Origin of the sequence: Candidatus Clostridium helianthi (assembly GCF_045310795.1) — a bacterium.
Taxonomy (GTDB): Bacteria; Bacillota; Clostridia; order Clostridiales; family Clostridiaceae; genus Clostridium; species Clostridium helianthi.
Genome location: NZ_JBJIAB010000030.1, coordinates 47987 through 65836 on the forward strand (window position 1 = coordinate 47987; position 17850 = coordinate 65836).

15 protein-coding genes and 1 pseudogene are annotated in these 17850 nt (G+C 30.3%); 13 read left to right on the forward strand and 3 right to left on the reverse strand.

Features of this window, described 5'->3' with window-relative positions:
* The first annotated feature begins 27 nt into the window (after positions 1 to 27).
* The 7 genes from ACJDTP_RS19450 (at position 28) to ACJDTP_RS19480 (ending at position 11505) form a co-directional block, all read left to right on the forward strand.
* Positions 28 to 546 carry a hypothetical protein gene (locus tag ACJDTP_RS19450; protein ID WP_406762172.1) on the forward strand — a complete coding sequence of 173 codons (519 nt, stop codon included), beginning with the start codon at positions 28 to 30 and terminating at the stop codon, positions 544 to 546.
* A 372-nt stretch (positions 547 to 918) separates the two neighbouring features.
* Complete coding sequence (locus ACJDTP_RS19455) at positions 919 to 4134, forward strand: ATP-binding protein (RefSeq protein ID WP_406762173.1); 3216 nt, start codon at positions 919 to 921, stop codon at positions 4132 to 4134.
* Positions 4131 to 4424: a hypothetical protein gene (locus ACJDTP_RS19460; protein ID WP_406762174.1), complete on the forward strand. Its 294-nt coding sequence runs from the start codon at positions 4131 to 4133 to the stop codon at positions 4422 to 4424. The genes ACJDTP_RS19455 and ACJDTP_RS19460 overlap by 4 nt, the downstream gene beginning before the upstream one ends.
* A 38-nt stretch (positions 4425 to 4462) precedes the next feature.
* Positions 4463 to 5101, forward strand: coding sequence for an HNH endonuclease (locus ACJDTP_RS19465; RefSeq protein WP_406762175.1), 639 nt, complete (start codon positions 4463 to 4465; stop codon positions 5099 to 5101).
* 54 nt (positions 5102 to 5155) lie between these two features.
* On the forward strand, positions 5156 to 5596 hold the full coding sequence (locus ACJDTP_RS19470) for a DUF6985 domain-containing protein (RefSeq protein ID WP_406762176.1): 441 nt from the start codon (positions 5156 to 5158) through the stop codon (positions 5594 to 5596).
* A gap of 811 nt (positions 5597 to 6407) precedes the next feature.
* The gene (locus ACJDTP_RS19475) at positions 6408 to 9071 is read left to right on the forward strand and encodes a DEAD/DEAH box helicase (protein ID WP_406762177.1); all 2664 of its coding nucleotides are present in this window, start codon (positions 6408 to 6410) and stop codon (positions 9069 to 9071) included.
* Positions 9072 to 9429: 358 nt separating this feature from the next.
* Positions 9430 to 11505: an ATP-dependent helicase gene (locus ACJDTP_RS19480; protein WP_406762178.1), complete on the forward strand. Its 2076-nt coding sequence runs from the start codon at positions 9430 to 9432 to the stop codon at positions 11503 to 11505.
* Between the two features lie 289 nt (positions 11506 to 11794).
* Here ACJDTP_RS19480 and ACJDTP_RS19485 read toward each other — a convergent pair whose 3' ends face one another.
* Complete coding sequence (locus tag ACJDTP_RS19485) at positions 11795 to 12385, reverse strand: hypothetical protein (protein WP_406762179.1); 591 nt, start codon at positions 12383 to 12385, stop codon at positions 11795 to 11797.
* Positions 12386 to 12742: 357 nt separating this feature from the next.
* On the opposite strand from ACJDTP_RS19485, the pseudogene ACJDTP_RS19490 reads away from it, so the two are divergent.
* The 4 genes and pseudogenes from ACJDTP_RS19490 to ACJDTP_RS19505 all read left to right on the forward strand — a co-directional run bounded on the left by ACJDTP_RS19490 (position 12743) and on the right by ACJDTP_RS19505 (position 15123).
* Positions 12743 to 13999 (forward strand): annotated as a pseudogene (locus tag ACJDTP_RS19490) (Y-family DNA polymerase).
* Positions 14000 to 14012: 13 nt separating this feature from the next.
* Positions 14013 to 14273 (forward strand): hypothetical protein, encoded by a 261-nt coding sequence (locus ACJDTP_RS19495; RefSeq protein ID WP_077840279.1) that lies wholly within the window; start codon positions 14013 to 14015, stop codon positions 14271 to 14273.
* Between the two features lie 49 nt (positions 14274 to 14322).
* Positions 14323 to 14505, forward strand: coding sequence for a hypothetical protein (locus tag ACJDTP_RS19500; RefSeq protein WP_077840280.1), 183 nt, complete (start codon positions 14323 to 14325; stop codon positions 14503 to 14505).
* A gap of 51 nt (positions 14506 to 14556) precedes the next feature.
* Positions 14557 to 15123, forward strand: coding sequence for a type 1 glutamine amidotransferase family protein (locus tag ACJDTP_RS19505; RefSeq protein ID WP_406762180.1), 567 nt, complete (start codon positions 14557 to 14559; stop codon positions 15121 to 15123).
* Positions 15124 to 15383: 260 nt separating this feature from the next.
* Here ACJDTP_RS19505 and ACJDTP_RS19510 read toward each other — a convergent pair whose 3' ends face one another.
* Entirely contained in the window at positions 15384 to 15806 is a 423-nt protein-coding gene (locus tag ACJDTP_RS19510; protein ID WP_279269935.1) for an EamA family transporter, read from the reverse strand.
* A 93-nt stretch (positions 15807 to 15899) separates the two neighbouring features.
* Positions 15900 to 16208: a cupin domain-containing protein gene (locus tag ACJDTP_RS19515; protein WP_077843289.1), complete on the reverse strand. Its 309-nt coding sequence runs from the start codon at positions 16206 to 16208 to the stop codon at positions 15900 to 15902.
* A 224-nt stretch (positions 16209 to 16432) separates the two neighbouring features.
* Here ACJDTP_RS19515 and ACJDTP_RS19520 point away from each other — a divergent pair, with 224 nt between their 5' ends.
* Both ACJDTP_RS19520 and ACJDTP_RS19525 read left to right on the forward strand, forming a co-directional pair.
* Entirely contained in the window at positions 16433 to 16768 is a 336-nt protein-coding gene (locus tag ACJDTP_RS19520) for a winged helix-turn-helix transcriptional regulator (RefSeq protein WP_077840284.1), read from the forward strand.
* A gap of 143 nt (positions 16769 to 16911) precedes the next feature.
* Positions 16912 to 17421, forward strand: a complete 510-nt coding sequence (locus tag ACJDTP_RS19525) for a GNAT family N-acetyltransferase (RefSeq protein WP_406762181.1) — start codon at positions 16912 to 16914, stop codon at positions 17419 to 17421.
* Positions 17422 to 17850 lie beyond the last annotated feature (429 nt).

A 17850-nucleotide genomic window follows, 5' to 3' on the forward strand; every position in this document is an offset into this window, starting at 1 on the left:
ATTAAAATAAATTTTAGGAGGAGAAAAATGAGTAGATTTGTACCAAATAAATTAGTTCAAGAATGTATACAAAATAATGATATTAGAGGTTTAAGAGGAGCTTTTGTTGGAATAATTTTTAGTGATAGAAGTTTTTCAAAAGGAGAATTTAAGAATACATTAGATTATATTTGTGAAGAAACAAATTTAAAAATACTTGAAAGTTTTGATAATGGAGAACTTTTAAGTAAAAAAATTAATGAAGGGAATATAACTGAAGATGATTTTGGAGAAGCAGTATATAATTTAAAGGTTAATTTTTGTAAAGAAAGAATTGATGATGTTAAAAAAATAGGAAAACACTTATATGGTAAAAGCCTGAACTCAGAAAATACAGTATCATCTACTGCACATGGAGGTACTTCTCACGGAAAAAAAACTCAATGCCATCATCAGAAGAAAATGAATGCGAAGAAGGAATCAAAAGCTGGTCTAGTGGTAGCTGGGATTGTGACGGTAGCAGCAATAGCAGTAGCAGTGAGTTTCATAATGAAGTCAATGAAGTAAAGAATATAGAAGAAACTGATGAAACAGATGATATAGATAGAATTTGGCATAGTGATAAAGAAACTATGGAAGAAAGTTTAGGTTATAACAGTAATCCGAGTGCAACAACTGATACAGATGAATTTTTATATGAGGAAAACAAGTGTAATGAAAACACAGAACCTTATCAATCAAATTGTAGTGATGGCAGCAATTCAATTGATAATTTAGAAATTAAAGAATCTAAACATAAGGACCTGCCAATAAAAGTAGTGGGATATTATAAGAATAAGAGTCTACTTGATGCAGCTAAGGATAAAACCATTAATTCAGTAAAAAAAATTAAAAATAAATTTAATTTCTAATTTACATTAGAAATTTGAGGAGGTACAGATGGAGGTAATAAAAAGAGAAAAGGATAGTTTGGATGTAAGAAGAAAGCAAGATTTAATTCAAGCGTTTAGTAATGCAGATAATATTATAAATAAGAACTACTTAAGGAACTTAGAGAAATTAGAAATAATAAGACTTCCTAGGGAATTAGAGAATGTTGATATTATTTCTAAAGCAAGATTTATAAAAATTAATAAACTTGTATATAGTAAGAATGAAAATATGTTAGACAAGCTTGCTACCGTTCTAAATGCGGCTTCAATTTCAGGAGCATCAGTTACCACAATAATAAACAGTGATGGAAATAAAATTGATTATTATATTGGCGTAATTAATAAGAATTTAGAGGAGGACTTAACTGTTCAAGCAGAAATATTAGAAGGAACATTTGAGGCTAATTTTGCTGGCAGCAAATTAGATAATTTAACTAATAACGAATTTGAAAAGTTATATGAGAGCATATTTGATGAGGATGACAATGAAAGAAAAATTATTACTTCTGTTTCAGGAGTAGCAGCATTAAGAGTGAATGATAGTAATGATGTAGAAAGTTATATCCAAGGTCTTGAAAAGTTTGTTGATTCACTTAACGGAAAAGCATATACTGCAATATTGATAGCAGATCCAGTACCCAATAATGAAATTCAAGTCATGAGAGCTGGATATGAAAATTTATATTCTGAGCTTTCTCCATTTCTAAAGAGTGAATTGTCATTTAATGAAAATGATACTCTTACTTTAACAGAGGGAAGCACTACTGGGATTACAGATACAGTTAACACAAGTATAAGTTATACTCAAAATCATTCTGAATCCAATGGTTGGAGCAATTCGAAAAGTTTTGGAGAATCAGAAACTAAAAATTTGGGAGCAGCATTAGGTGTAGGAATAGCAGCAGTAGGAACAGTGGCCGGAACAGCAATAGGTGGACCTGTTGGAGCAATAATTGGAGGAGCAATTGGAGGTGCGGCTTCAAGCGCAATTAGTGCTATTGTAGGAAGTAAAACTTATTCTGAGAATACAACAAATGGGCAATCATATAATGCATCAATATCTTATGGACAAAGTAATCAAGAGGGAAGCAGTAAATCTACTTCAAATCAAAGTAGCTCATCAACAAGCGAAGGGAATACAAAAGGAAGATCTATTCAAATAAGTTGTGAAAATAGAGGAGTTAAATCATTACTTGAAAGAATAGACGAACAATTAGAACGTGTAAAGAAATGTGAGGACTTTGGAACTTTCGGTTTTGGAGCATATTTTATTTCTAATAATGCAGCTGTAAATGAAATAGCCGCGAGTACGTATAATGCACTTATGAGAGGAGAAAATTCATCTGTTGAATGTTCGTTTATTAATACTTGGCATTATGGTAGAGATAACAGAAGGGTTCAAAAGTATCTTGAAAAATTATCACATCCATTATTTAAGTTATATTTAAATGATAATGATGAATATATTAAAGTTTCACCTGCGTCGATAGTGAGTGGCAAAGAATTAGCTATGCACTTAGCTTTACCTAAGAAATCAATTGTAGGATTACCAGTTGTTGAAACTGCTGAATTTGGAAGAAATATCTTTACATTGTCAAATAAGAATAGTGGAAATAGCGTTAAACTTGGTAATGTGTATCATATGGGGCAATGCGAAAATACAGATATTAATTTAGATAGCCAAAGTCTAGCAATGCATACATTTATAACAGGTTCAACAGGAGCAGGTAAATCAAACACAATTTACAATATGTTAGGACGTTTAAATGATAGAAATGTTAAATTTTTAGTAGTAGAACCAGCTAAAGGAGAATACAAGAATGTTTTAGGGCATAGGTCTGATGTAACTGTACTTGGGACTAATCCTAAAAGAACAAGGATGTTAAAAATAAATCCATTTAAATTTTCTGGAGAAATACATGTATTAGAACATATTGATAGATTAATAGAAATATTTAATGTTTGCTGGCCAATGTATGCAGCTATGCCAGCAGTATTAAAAGATGCTGTTGAAAGAGCCTATGAAGAATGTGGATGGGATTTAGACTCATCTGAAAATAGATATAATAATAATTTATTCCCGACTTTTGCGGATGTTTTAATTAAGCTTAATAAAGTAGTAAATGAATCAGCGTTTTCTGAAGAAGTCAAAGGAAATTATGTAGGTTCTTTAGTTACAAGAGTTAAATCGCTTACTAATGGTATTAATGGAAGAATTTTTTCAAGCGATGAAATAGATAATGAAATTCTTTTTGATTCAAATGTTATTGTAGATTTGAGCAGAGTTGGATCAGTTGAAACAAAGTCTATGATTATGGGAATACTTGTAATGAGGCTTCAAGAACATAGAATATCCCAGGGAGGGATGAATAAACCATTAAAACATATAACAGTGCTTGAAGAAGCCCATAATATATTAAAGAGAACATCGGCGGAACAATCTTCAGAAAGTTCTAATTTAGTTGGAAAATCTGTTGAGATGATATCAAATTCTATTGCAGAAATGAGAACTTATGGTGAAGGATTTATAATAGCAGATCAAGCACCTGGTTTATTAGATATGTCAGCAATACGTAATACAAATACCAAGATAATTTTAAGATTACCAGATCAATCTGATAGGGAACTTGTTGGTAAATCAGCAGGGTTAAATGACGATCAAATTTTAGAATTGGCAAAACTTGAAACTGGAGTTGCTGCAGTATATCAAAATAATTGGTTAGAGTCTGTATTATGTAAAGTAGATAGATTTGAAGGTGAAGAAAAAGAATTTATAGAAAGAGAAGAGCTAAGTGAATTTGATAAGTCTTTTAAGAAAGATTTGAGTAAAATATTGCTTTCAAAACATGTGGGTGAAAAAATTGATTATGATATTGATGACTTAGAACAATGGATAATTAAATCAAACTTTGTTTCAGGTGTTAAAATAAATATAGTAAAAACACTAAAAACAACTGATCTATCTGAGTTAAAGCATGTATCAGGAATAATTGCAAAATTATATTCTAAAGATGAAGCATTTAAGTTAGCAGCTAATGCATCCAATATCAAAGAATGGAATAAAATTATTTTAGAAAATATAGATCCTATAGTATGTGATTTAGAAGAAGATTATAGAAATGCTATTCTACAGTGTTTACTAAGAGAAAAGGCTAAGGAACATAAGGAATTAGAAAATTTCTATTTTGGTTGGAGTGATTATATGAGGGGGAAGGTTTTATGATAGAAGGATTAGATAATGAAACAAAAGAAACAGAAGATAATGGATCATTTCTTCCATCATTTTTGCCAAATATGTTTAATACCGTAGAATCAGTTATAGATTCCTTTGATGAGGCAGATCAATCTTTAAATGGATCTGGAGATGGAGAGACATTTGTAAAACCTCATTGGGTAGATGATTATACTAAATCAGATGGTACATTTATTAGCGGTTTTTGGAGAGATGGAGATGGAGACACAAGTGTTGATTTGACGGAAGATGAAGGTGGAGGGTATTTTAGGAGCCTTTAGAGTTGACAGTTACCATTAACATAAGAGGAGGAAATGTTATGATGGAAGGATTAATTAATGCATTAAAGGAAACTGTCAAGGAAGTATCATCATATAAAGATATTATGCCAAATTTTAATGAAAACTTAAAATCAAGTTCTCAATCTTTTGAAGATGCAGACAAACCTTTAAATAATAACAAGGAAACTAAGGAAGTAAATGATGCAAAAGGATGTCCACTTGAGGGACATGGAGGTACATGGAGCGGTGAAAGAGGAAACTCAGAGTGGTATCCAGATAGAAATTATATTCCAGAAAATCCTAAGACTAATCCTGATGGTTTGAGTTGGGGAGAAATTTTAGATAAATATGGGATAGATAGTATTCCATTTAAAGATGGTGAACCAGATTTTTCAGAAGTTTCAAAGGGAACTGTTGAGATAGAAGATTTTTCAACTAACCGTTATGGAAAAGGGGGAAATTTTGATCAAGCTACTGAAAAATTAGCAGAACAACGTGGATGCACAAAAGAAGAAGTAAAGGCATGGATGAAAGAAAATGGATATACATGGCATGAAAGAAGTGACTGTAAGACAATGGAGAAAGTACCAACTGAGGTACACGGAAATGTTCGTCATTCTGGTGGCGTTTCTGAAGCTAAAGCAAAAGAACAATCTTCTTCAGATGGTAATAAGTAAAATGAGATAAGACTTTACTTAAACTTAATAAAATGAATGAATAGGAGGCAAGAAATGAGTACTATAAATGATGAAGTATTAGGTACACTAGTGTTTGATAGAGGCTGGACAAAAGAAGAGAATTTCAAATTGTGGGGATATGATCTGAAACTAAAAATAGTTTTTTCAGCTTATGAAAATGAAAATATCAATGATGATCAAAGAAAAGGTTATATAAATTTTAAAGAAAACTTATTGGATATTTCTAGTAGATCATTAAGAAAGACAGAAGAGTATATTCAAAAAATAGAAAATGAAGTGATTCCATATATTGATTTTGATAGAATCCCTGATGATATATCAAGAATTGTTAAACCAAGTTCAATTATGATTCTTGAATCAGGGAATATTGGAGTTTTATGTGATTGTTCTTGGGATATGGATCATGGAATAGCTATTTTAATTAGTGATAGAAAAAACATTGAGGTTGGATCTCAAGATATTATTTGGGAGTAGAATATAAATTATCATAAAGTTAATAGAAGTATATAAGCAACATTAATAATAAGATATTAGTAAATTTAAGAAATGTTCGGAAGAACTAAAAATTTCACCAATCTTCCGACCATCAACAAGATATGCAATATTATTTTGAAATACAATATGTAAAGATATGATATTTTTAATCTAAGTTAAGAATTGGTAAGCAGTCAGAACATTGGTAACTCCAAATTTACGAAAAGCAAAAGAGCCTTCAGCAAATCATCTATCCCCAATTTATAAAAACTTATTAACATAACAAAACCATGAATTCATCTATTTAAATAAAGGTAATAAACATCTAATTTTAATGTTTATTACCTTTTTTAGGTGTTAGCTAAATTATTTTATCCTAGCACATTAAGATATAATTATTAATAACTTTGGTATATAATTATAAAGGAATTTAGACATATGAGAAAACAATTAACTATGTTGCAAAATATAGATAAACAAATTAAGAATTCAACTTACTAGATGAACAGATTTACAAAGTTACTAAAACTTCAAGTTTATATCTTCACTAGAAATCATAAATATATTTGCGGAGAAAACATTTGAAAATGAGCTGATAAGATTCTTAGCTGTAGGTTGTTCCACTTTAGCTTGTCACACTGAAAGTGGGAGCATGCTGGTGTGGTAAAACCTGCAACTTAGAATCTTTAGGGATATTTTCATAGCTTTTCGGAGCAAAATATTTATGATTTCGGTAAGTTATTACATAAAGTTAGATATCTATAATAGTTTTGTTTTTGATTGTAACTTAAGAGAATAGGAGCAATATTTAATGAATATAAGCGATTTAATTATATATAATAAAACAATGCCCAAAAGAGAAGCAGCTTACGTTGATTACCCAAGTAATTTATCAGAAGAATTATGTGGGTATTTGTCTCAAAATGGGATTGATAAGCTTTATAGTCATCAAGCAGAAATGTTTGGAAAAGCAATGGATAGGAACAATATTGTAATAACAACTTCTACAGCAAGTGGAAAAACTCTTAGTTTTTTGCTGCCAGTCATTCAAGAAATTTTATCAAATCCTTTGGCTAGAGCAATTTTTATATATCCTACTAAGGCCCTTGCAAGTGATCAGTATCGTGCCATTTTGCCTTACTTAGAATACTTTGGAGCTAACAGGATTTCAGCAGGAGTTTATGATGGGGATACGCCTGTAAATGAGCGAAGCAGAATTAGAAAAAATGCTAATATTATTTTAACTAACCCTGAAATGATAAATGCTGCGTTTTTACCGAATCACAGTAAGTTTGGTTTTGACTTTATCTTTTCTAATTTAAAATATATCGTAATTGATGAGCTTCATACTTATAGAGGTGCTTTTGGTTCTCATCTTGCAAATGTATTTAGAAGGCTTGGTAGAGTGTGCAGATATTATAATTCCTCTCCTCAGTATTTATGCAGTTCAGCAACTGTAGCAAATCCAGTTGAACTTGCAGAAGAGATCTGTGGACATAAATTTCTTGAGGTTTGCATAGATGGTTCACCAGCTCCAAAGAAAAATTATAAGCTTGTGCAACCGCCAAAGATTATGGGCCATGATAAAAAATATTATGGGCAGGTGCAATCAACTTCAGTAGCTGCTGATTTGATACCTGATTTAGTGGAAAATGATAATAGCTTTATTGCTTTTGCCAAATCAAGAAGAAATGTTGAGGTTGTATTAAAAGAAGCAAGAGATAAACTAGAGACGGAAAATTTTTTTGGAGCGTCTTTAAAAGACAAGATATCTGGATACAGGGGAGGATATACTCCACTTGAGCGTAAAGAAATTGAAAATAAAATGATTACTGGAGTTCTGCGAGGTTTAGTATCAACAAATGCTTTAGAGCTTGGAATAGATATTGGTAAAATTGATACAACAGTAATTGTAGGATACCCAGGAACTAGAGCGTCTTTTTGGCAGCAGAGTGGAAGAGCAGGTAGAAACGGAAAAGAAAGTACTAATTATTTAATCCTTGATAATCTGCCTTTTGATCAGTACATAGCAATTAATCCAGATTGGCTTTTTGAAAGTGGAAGTGAAAATGCAGTTATAGATAAGAATAATCTTTTAATAGAACTTGTACATATACGTGCAGCAGCTGCTGAAATCCCATTAACTTTAGATGATATTTCAATTTTCCCTGATTTAGGTGAAACAATTCCTGTTTTAATCAGAGCAAGTGAATTGACTAATCAAAGTGGAAAGTTTGCATGGTGTGGTAATTCATTTCCAGCAGGGGATTTTAGCTTAAGAAATATTGATAAAGCAAGGTACAAACTTATAAATAAAGATAACAATAAAGAAATTACAGAAATGGATGAAATGCAGGCTTTTCGTGAAATTCATAATGGAGCAATTTATATGCATGATGGAGTTCAATATCAGGTTGTGAAGCTTGACTTAGAAAGTAGAACTGCTTTTGCCATTCCTTTTAATGGAAATTATTATACAATGCCAGGAGGCACAACAAATATAAGGATAATTCAAGGCAGCAAGGATATGGAATATGAGCGTACTAAAGTGACTTTTGGAGATGTAAATGTTGATGAAATAGTTTATATGTATAAAAAGCTGCAATTTCATAATCATCAAAATTTAGGCTTTGAACAGTTGGAAAAACCATTATCAAAGGATTATGATACAGAAAGCACTTGGATAAAGATTCCTAACAATGTTGTTACAGTATATAGAAGGCTCCTTCAGGAAAGTCAAAATGGAAACTTTATAAGAAACAATCATTTTGAAGGTATATGTTATGCAATTAAAAATGCAGCAATGATGGCAACCATGACAGAGCAAGAAGACATAGGTGTTGTAATGTCTAACAATGCAATAGAAATAAGTCAAAATTATGATAGCGAAGTTTATATGTTTATTTATGATAAATACGTAGGTGGACTTGGTTATTCTGAGAAAGTATTTGATTTAACTGCAAAGATCATTGAAAATGCAATCAAGATGGTGGCCGGATGTACATGTGATGATGGCTGCGCTGCATGTATTGGAGATTATCAATTAAATAAAGCTATGGTTCTATGGGGGCTTAAGAATTTATTAGAGGAAATAGAGGCACCAAAGGATATTAAGTTAGCACAATATGCTCCATCAACCTTTATTAAGAAAGCATTTAAGTTTAATGAATTACAGGAAAAATGGAAAGAATTCTGTGAGTATATGCAGGAGAATGGAGATGCCTTTGCAAAATTTTTAAGTACAATTCCTAAGGTTGAAATAGATAATCGTACTTTAATTTTAGTTTTAAATAATGCATTTTATAGAGAATGGGTAATGGAAGAAAGTAATAAAAAGAGCATATTAAATATAATTTCTTTCCATACAGATGCTCCAATGGGAATTGAATTAAGTGTTAGACTTGAAGAGATAGATGAAGATAGAAAGAATGTAAAAAGTAAATTACAAAGAAGATATGAATATCTTACAGAATAAGAGCTTTAAAGTGAACGTTAGACTTATATGGAACTTACCGAAATCATAAATATTTTTACTCCGAAAAGCTATGAAAATATCGCTGAAGGCTCTAAGTTGCAAGTTGCACCCAATTCAGCATGCTCCCGCTTTCAGCGTGACAAGCTAAATTGGAACAACTTACAACTAAGGACCTTTAACAGCTCATTTTCAAATGTTTTCTTCGTAATAAATATTTATGATTTCTAGTTTAAGATACTCAAAAAAGTTATCAAATTTGCAAATATATTCATCTAATAAGTCTAATTCATCTTAAAAGAAATACAGTTAGAAAGGAGAAGGTTATGATTTGTTACCATATTCATAACCAGTATCTCTTATGAATTATGAAAAAGAGCTAAAAAGACTAAATGAATATCAAAGAGAAGCAGTGCTTGATGAAAGTGATGCATGTGTTGTAAATGCAAATGTTGGAAGTGGAAAAACAACAGTTTTGATTTCAAAAATCGTGTATCTTCATTATGCAAAAGATATCAGTTATAAAGATATGATTGTATTAACTTTTACTAATAAAGCTGCAAATGAAATTAAAGAAAGATTAATGGCTTCTGATGAGAGTATAAAAGCAGAGGAATTAGAGGGCTTTGGAACTTTTCATAGTGTGGCCCTTCATCTACTTAAAGAAGTATTGCCAATTGAAAAAATAAGATATGAAAAAGATTTTTTAGTAATAGAGCCAGATGAGGAATTAGACATTGCCTTGCAGATAATCCAAGAAGAAAAGCTCAAAATTAAATATAAGAACCGTTTAAAAAAGAGACTTGAGCAAGCTATGATTATTGAGAAGGAAGAGGAAAAGATTTCGACTTATGATGATGATATATTTAAACTTGCAGAGCTGCTAAAGGAAGAGAAGATAAAACAAAATAAGATGTCTTTTTCAGATATATTGCAAAATGCAAATTTATTATTAGGTGAGCATAAAATAGAGCCTAAATGGATTATTATTGATGAGGTTCAAGACAGCGATAAAATACAGCTTGATTTTATTGATAAGTTAAAAGGTGAAAATACTAAATTATTTGCAGTTGGTGATCCAAATCAGGTTATTTACAGCTGGCGTGGAAGTTCTTTAAATGTTGTTTATACCTTAAAGCATAAATATAATGCAAAGGAGCTTTCCCTTCCAATAAATTATCGTTCAAGTAATGCTATTTTAGAAGCAGCAAGATGCTTTCAGCAAAATGGAAGCCTCTTAATGGGAGCGAGAGAAACTGAAAATAAAATTATAGTTAAAAATCATTATAATCCTTTTAATGAAGCATGTTATTTGGTAGATAAGATCAAGGAAATACATAAATCAGGTGTGCCTTATAAGGAGATTGCAATTTTTTATAGACTACAAGACCAGTCTCAGGTCTTTGAAGATGTGTTTTTAAAAAATGATATTCCTTTTGAAGTATCTATGAAGAAAACCATAAGTCACAGTCCAGTGTTAAATTGGATGATTAAACTATTTCGCTTTTGCGTAAATCCTAATGATTTTTCCTCTGCAATTTATGTTCTTAGCAATAAAGAATATGGGGAGAAAATAACAGAAAAGACTGCAAGAAAAATAGTTAAAGAGCAGAACATAATTAAGTCAGAACTACTAGAAAAGATGCATGAATTTTTAAATAAATGTTCTGAAATTAAGATAGCAGAAGAGATTTATAATTACTTTGAATTTGATAAGTATATAAAGCCAACTTCAGCTACATATATAGATGATAAAGAAGCTATAGATGCATTGCTTGATATAATCATAGAGTATGTGAAAGAAAAACAAATGCCATTTTTAGATGGACTTAGAGAGTTTATAAATTCATCAGCTCTATATGGCGTAAATATTTTAAAAAAGGATATAAGTAGCGATATAGATTCTGTTAAGCTTATGACATTACATGCCTCTAAAGGTTTAGAGTTTTCTTATGTGTTTATTACAGGAGTTAATTATGGGCTAATCCCACTTCATACAAGGGATATGGAGGAAGAAGAGGAACAAAGATTATTTTTTGTTGGAATTACAAGGGCAAAAGATTACTTAGAGCTGTCTTATTATACAAATCCAGATTATCAAAAGGCAGCTCCTGGAGAAAGTAGATATATTCATATGATTCCAGAGAAATTAATTCAAAATGATAAGGTTAAAAATAATAATGTAAATCTTCAAGAACTAAAAAAACAAATTCAAGAGGCAAAGGCTAAAGGAAATAAAGAGGAAATTTCAGCTAATGAAGCAGTGGAATTACCAGTAGTTGAAGAAATAAATGAAGCATCAATTAAACAAGTAAGCCACAAGAAATACGGAACAGGAAAAGTCCTAAAAGAAGATGATATGATGATTGAAGTTGAATTTGAGAAGTATGGAGTAAAAGAATTTATAAAAGCCTTTAGTGAACTGGAATTTTTATAATTATATATAACAGGAAAATGCATTTATATGGCATTTCAAACTGTAAACAAATAGGGTTTTAGAACTTGTCCTTAAGTTTCAAAACCCTATTATTTTGCCCCATTTCAATTAAATTCATTGCTTTAGATGGATCTAGAAGTGTGCTGTTAACATCTAGGTAATCAGCAAGTTCCTTTTGAGGAGGTAATTTATCACCAGATTTTAAGATTCCGTTTTTAATATTCTAAAGGGTAAAGGTAAATTCTGGAGAGCATTAAGTCAATGTATCTAGATTTTTTCTTTAGGATGTTTAAAATTTATAGTTAAAGAAACTATAAATCACATCCATATAGTTTAAGCTTCCATAGAATATTAAAGCACCAACAAAGAAGGTTACAAGAGATACGAAAATCATAATTTTAATTTTATTTACTTCACGATTTAAAATAAACTTGTAAATTAGAATTGAATATATCGGTAGCAGTATTATTGAAGTAAAAAGTGAACTAAAAATAGGTTCTTTAGGAATAGCTATCATTGCCATATGATTAGGCCTTGGATCAAAAAAAGTTAATATTATTAAAAGTGGAATTATTGAAAATGCAAGCTTCCAATAAAAGTATCTTATATTGCCTTCAGACACCTTACTTAGTACATGCCAAAAGCCCAACCATATAATACCATAAAATAAAGCGATACTTATGTATGAAACAAAAGGAGAAATATCTGATGCAATTTTCCAATCTCCTAAAATTCCACCGATAACTTTATAACTAAGAACCTCAATAGGCAATTGTGCAATTGCTAAAATTCCAACCACAAATATTTGGAATATGCTGCATAAAATATTTGTAATAATAAAGTTAAGAGAAATAAGTAGTTTTTCTTTTACTGTTTCCAAATGTATAACCACCCCAAAATATATTTTATATTTAAACATATATTATTACATTATAGCACTTATACAGTTATTTTACATAGAAGGAATAATAAGTTTTTTATGTATACATGTTACAATAATAAAATTATAACCTGGACAAATATTTGAATAACTCTGAGAGATATCAGAAACTTTTTATCATTTTATTCCAATAATTTGCATTATACAGCAATATTTTTTGTAGCTAAAAACATGAATTTAAAGGAAATAGATGATTATATAAGAAAGTTTGGGAAGGGTGAGAGAAAAATTTTCTTTACAAGAGAACGTATGTTCAATATAATATATTCAAAAGAACATATGTTTGGAGTTGGTTTTATGGATTTTAGTGAAGATAAATTGATTTTTCATATTGATGTGAATTCAGCATATCTTTCATGGACTGCAGTAAAGCTTTTGCAATACGGAAGTCAACTTGATATACGTGAAGTTCCTTCAGTAATTGGAGGTAGTGAAGAAAACAGGCATGGAATAATTTTGGCTGCTTCGATACCAGCAAAAAAGTATGGTATTAAAACAGGAGAACCAATATATTCAGCAAAGCTTAAATGCAACAATCTCATGATTTATCCTCCAGATTATAATTGGTATGTGAAATCAAGTGATGCGCTATATGAAATGCTTACTGAATATTCTCCAAAGATTCAAAGATATAGTATTGATGAATGTTTTATGGATTGTACACATTTAAAAGAGAATTATAAAAGAGTAGCCATGAGATTAAAAATGAGAATAAGTGAAGAGTTAGGTTTCAATTGCAATATTGGAATTTCAACAAATAAATTACTTGCTAAGATGGCTAGTGATTTTAAACCTAAAAACTGCATACACACTTTATTTAAGCATGAAATGCACACGAAAATGTGGAATTTACCTGTAGAGGATTTGTTTATGGTTGGTCGTGCAAGTGCAGCAAAACTTCATAAATTAAATATTAATACAATAGGGGAATTAGCAGATACCGATGTAAATTTATTAATAAGTAAATTGCATTCTCATGGAAAACTTATATATGAATATGCTAATGGAATCGATAATTCAGAAGTAAGGGATTCTAATTATTTAGAAGTTAAAGGAATAGGAAATTCAACAACTATTGCTTATGATGTAGAGACTATGGATGAAGCGTTTAAAATACTATTATCTCTTACAGAAAGTGTAGCTATGAGGCTTAGATCTAGTAATAGTTTATGTAGTCTTGTTGTTGTGAGCATTAAAACTAATCAATTTAATTATTATTCTCATCAGAAGCCATTAAATGACTTTACAGACTCAACAACTAAAATATTTGAGGGAATTAAAGAAGCATTTAAGGAAGCTTAGAAAGGTGAAAAGATAAGACAATTAGGAGTACGAGTAACTAAGCTTCGCAGCAATGTATATTATCAAGAAAATCTATTTGACTATGAAAAAAACGAAAAGCAAAGGAAGCTAGATCAAACTTTAGATGATTTAAGAAATAAATATGGTAAGGAAAGCGTTATTAGATCAACTTTTCTACACTCAGGAGTGAGACCGATTAATGGGGGAACTGGTTCACATGAAGATTATCCAATGATGAGCAGCATATTGTGAGGAAGTGTAGGTAATGAAAGTTGTTTCAAAGAAGATTGAGATGATAGCACATTTCGAAGAAGATGGGAAAATAAAACCATTGAGATTCAAAATTGAGGAAGAAAATAAATGCGAAATTATTAAAGTAGGAAGAATAATAAGTATAGATTTAGAAAAGCTATGTGGTAATAAAATGTGGGTATTTACTTGCAGTTCAATCATTGGAGGAATCGAGAAAATATTTGAGCTTAAGTATGATATAGAAGGGTGTAAGTGGATACTATTTAAAATATAATGAAATTCATTTTGTGCTAATAAATATTGTGATAAAAGGAATGATAATTATGGTAATAAAAGATAAAGAATTAGATATAAATTTGATAAATTCAGTAGAGAAATACTTAAAATTAAATTATAGTGATCTATATAATAAAAATGATCTAGGCGCAGTATTTGATGAAGCTAAGAAAGATGATGAGCTTAAGTTAAAAATATTTAATTCAATAAGAAGATTTATAATGAATTAACTTTTTGATAGTTCCTAGATATGAGATAAAATGAATGTGGAGGAATAGAAAATGAAGAATACAGTATATCTTTATGTATTTGATACAATGGCAGACTGGGAAATAGGTTATTTAATCGCTGAAATCAATTCGGGAAGGTACTACAAAAAGGGATTAATGCCGCTAAAAGTAGTAACTGTAGGAATTACCAAGGCCCCTATTACTACAATGGGAGGTCTTACAATATTGCCAGAAATTGAACTTGAGGAGTGTAGTATTGAAGATGTTACTGCTTTGATTTTACCTGGTGGGAATACATGGACAGAAGCAATTCATGCTCCAATTATACGAATGGCTGAAAAATATTTAGAGAAAGGTATTGTTGTAGGGGCAATTTGTGGTGCTACAATAGGACTTGCTATGGGGGGAGTACTAGATAAACGAGATCATACAAGCAATGACCTTGGGTATCTTAAAATGATTTGTCCAAACTATGATGGAGAGATGTATTATAAGCAGGAATGTGTAGTAACTGATGGAAGTTTGATTACTGCTTCTGGAATAGCTCCTCTTGAATTTGCTTTGCATATATTGAAAATTCTAGATGTATTCTCTCACCAAACCCTAGATTCTTGGTAAAATCTTTATAAAACCAAAGAGTCAAAATATTTCTTTGAGCTTATGAACTCAATTCAATAAAAGGTTGCTTAAAGTGGGTAAGATAGCTACTTTAAGTAACCTTTAACTTTAGCGTGGGTTTTGTCTGCAATGTCGGCGACACCACTCAAAGGAATCGAGAGTATCTCATTGTTTATGATTATAATACTCCGATAATCAGCTATGGTGTCGAAGGAAGAATCCATTAATTTATTAATTCATCTGATATTTCAGGACTGTTTTTACTTTTTATTCATTAGAATTAATCCAACTATACTTAAACATATTCCTAGAGCATTCATAGGGGATAGTTTGGTTTTATAAATGAAAATACCAACGACAATTAATATTATTGTTGAAATTATACTTACAAAAAGAGGAGCAACGGCTATATTCCATCCACTTCTATAGATATATAAGTATCCTATTTCCAGGCCTAATGCAGATATCCCTAATACATAACTTGCCCAATTTAATTGTTTTAGAGAGCTTATAATATTGCGGTCTATGGGTAAAATGATTAATGCTAATATAGAGAATATTATTGCGGTAACATATGTGACTATCATTGATATAAATGGATTTGTTGATTGATTGATAGATTTTTGACTGATATTATATATTACAGTTGCTAAAACTGTGATTATCATAGATATATAGTACATATAATAATACATCCTTTCTTATATGTTTTGAAATAGTAATCATTAGAATAAAAGCTTCTAAATCTTTTATTCTAATGATTATAGATATTGCAATTACTTCATAATGGTGTTTTTTATTTGTAAGATTACCAATTTTTCATCTCCATTATTTGTGAAACCATGGCTTTCTTCATGTGGAGATAACATTATATCATTCTCTTTAATTGAAAAATCCTTGCCATTTATAGTTATTATTCCTTTGCCGCTAATTACATAGAATATTTCATCTAAATCTGAATGTTTGTGAGGAGTCATTGTTTCACCAGGTTCGTAGAATAAAATACCTGAGTCCATTGTGCCCTCTGTAAACAGTGCTTTCCTTTTGATTTTTTCTGTAATATCGTTAATGTTCAAAGTTTTCATAGTTATACGTCTCCTTAATTTATAATATTTATTTAAGCTAATTATTAAAATTCTATTTTATGGTAAAGACACATTTGATTTTTTCATAATAGATTTCCTCCCATGCTTTGTTGACTTATGGTATTATAATATAATCACTATTAACTTTTTACAAGAAGGCACTATTTTGTATGATACGAACTAAATAGTAAGTATCAATTTATATATGATAGGAGTGAATGCTGATGACATGTGGTAAGTTATGTCCAATTGAAGAAACCGTTAAACTTATTGGACACAAGTGGAAAGTTCTTATTTTAAGAAATTTACATGATGATGGAACACAAAGATTTAACCAACTTGAGAATGGAATTAATGGGATAAGTCAAAAAATGTTAACACAGCAGCTTCGACAAATGGAAGCTGATGGATTAATTATTAGAAAGGTATATCCTGAAGTGCCACCTAGGGTTGAATACTCACTTTCAGAACTAGGAAAGAGCTTAAAGCCAGTTTTGGATTCTATGAACGTCTGGGGAGAAAATTATATAAATACTAATAAACACCTTTATGAAGATTAAATTAGAGTATATACATTTTTTTAAGATAAGATGGAAGGACAATTCTACAAACTTACCATATAACAATGATATGGTAAGTTTTGTTCTATATCTATATAATATGGTATATTATAATAATTAAAAAACTAAAAGGGGGATTGATTATGACTAAAAAATTTGAAATTACGGAAATAACACAAATTTCAGATGATCTTTTGCAGGAGCTCTCAAGTCTATTGATAAACGTAGTTGAAGGGGGTGCATCAGTTGGTTTTTTGCCACCATTAAGTTTAGAAGATGCAAAAAAATATTGGAGAGAAGCATTGACTACAGGAGTTGTACTTTGGATTGCAAAAGTAAGAGGAAGGATACTTGGTACTGTGCAATTACATTTATGTCAAAAACAAAATGGAACACATCGTGCAGAAATTGCAAAACTTATGGTACATTCTGATTCCAGAAGAGAAGGATTAGGCAAGTACTTAATGGAGACAGCAGAGAAAAAAGCAAAGGATGAACAGCGAAGTCTTATCACATTAGATACAAGAGCAGGTGATCCTTCAAACTTGTTATATAAGTCTATTGGCTACATCGAGGTAGGGCGAATACCTAAATATGCAAGATCTGATAATGGTAATTTACACGAAACTGTTTTTTATTATAAGCAAATGTAATTTATCTATAGTAACCCATTGCATGAGATGAAAAACTAATTAGCAGGTGTGAATATCAAATTACTATTAATGAGTTTGTGATATTTTTGGGGTTACATAATACTAAAATAAAACTTAACAGTAAATTAAAATGAACTATATGTTAAATTAAGAAAAGGTAAAAATGTAAAATAAAGGAATATATTATAAAATTCTATTATGCAGAGATTGAATTTGCGATTTTTTTAATGAGCTATGACAAGATATTACACAGTATGTAAAAAGTACGAAGTAGCTATTTAAAATATTGTTCTTTGAAAATTGAATAATTGATGTTTACAAAATATGTTATAATTGATACGTAATAGTATTTTAGAACTAAATCGCTAAAAGCGACGGCTTGGTTTAGTGATTAAATAAAATTTTATATGGAAAAAATAAGAAGTGAAG

What these genes read in the sequence shown, in the direction of transcription:
- ACJDTP_RS19500 (WP_077840280.1), top strand. Translation starts at nt 14,323, where the DNA reads ATGGTAATAAAAGATAAAGAATTAGATATAAATTTGATAAATTCAGTA.
- ACJDTP_RS19475 (WP_406762177.1), top strand. Translation starts at nt 6,408, where the DNA reads ATGAATATAAGCGATTTAATTATATATAATAAAACAATGCCCAAAAGA.
- ACJDTP_RS19520 (WP_077840284.1), top strand. Translation starts at nt 16,433, where the DNA reads ATGACATGTGGTAAGTTATGTCCAATTGAAGAAACCGTTAAACTTATT.
- ACJDTP_RS19510 (WP_279269935.1), bottom strand. Translation starts at nt 15,806, where the DNA reads ATGTACTATATATCTATGATAATCACAGTTTTAGCAACTGTAATATAT.
- ACJDTP_RS19515 (WP_077843289.1), bottom strand. Translation starts at nt 16,208, where the DNA reads ATGAAAACTTTGAACATTAACGATATTACAGAAAAAATCAAAAGGAAA.
- ACJDTP_RS19525 (WP_406762181.1), top strand. Translation starts at nt 16,912, where the DNA reads ATGACTAAAAAATTTGAAATTACGGAAATAACACAAATTTCAGATGAT.
- ACJDTP_RS19480 (WP_406762178.1), top strand. Translation starts at nt 9,430, where the DNA reads ATGAATTATGAAAAAGAGCTAAAAAGACTAAATGAATATCAAAGAGAA.
- ACJDTP_RS19460 (WP_406762174.1), top strand. Translation starts at nt 4,131, where the DNA reads ATGATAGAAGGATTAGATAATGAAACAAAAGAAACAGAAGATAATGGA.
- ACJDTP_RS19495 (WP_077840279.1), top strand. Translation starts at nt 14,013, where the DNA reads ATGAAAGTTGTTTCAAAGAAGATTGAGATGATAGCACATTTCGAAGAA.
- ACJDTP_RS19465 (WP_406762175.1), top strand. Translation starts at nt 4,463, where the DNA reads ATGATGGAAGGATTAATTAATGCATTAAAGGAAACTGTCAAGGAAGTA.
- ACJDTP_RS19455 (WP_406762173.1), top strand. Translation starts at nt 919, where the DNA reads ATGGAGGTAATAAAAAGAGAAAAGGATAGTTTGGATGTAAGAAGAAAG.
- ACJDTP_RS19450 (WP_406762172.1), top strand. Translation starts at nt 28, where the DNA reads ATGAGTAGATTTGTACCAAATAAATTAGTTCAAGAATGTATACAAAAT.
- ACJDTP_RS19505 (WP_406762180.1), top strand. Translation starts at nt 14,557, where the DNA reads ATGAAGAATACAGTATATCTTTATGTATTTGATACAATGGCAGACTGG.
- ACJDTP_RS19470 (WP_406762176.1), top strand. Translation starts at nt 5,156, where the DNA reads ATGAGTACTATAAATGATGAAGTATTAGGTACACTAGTGTTTGATAGA.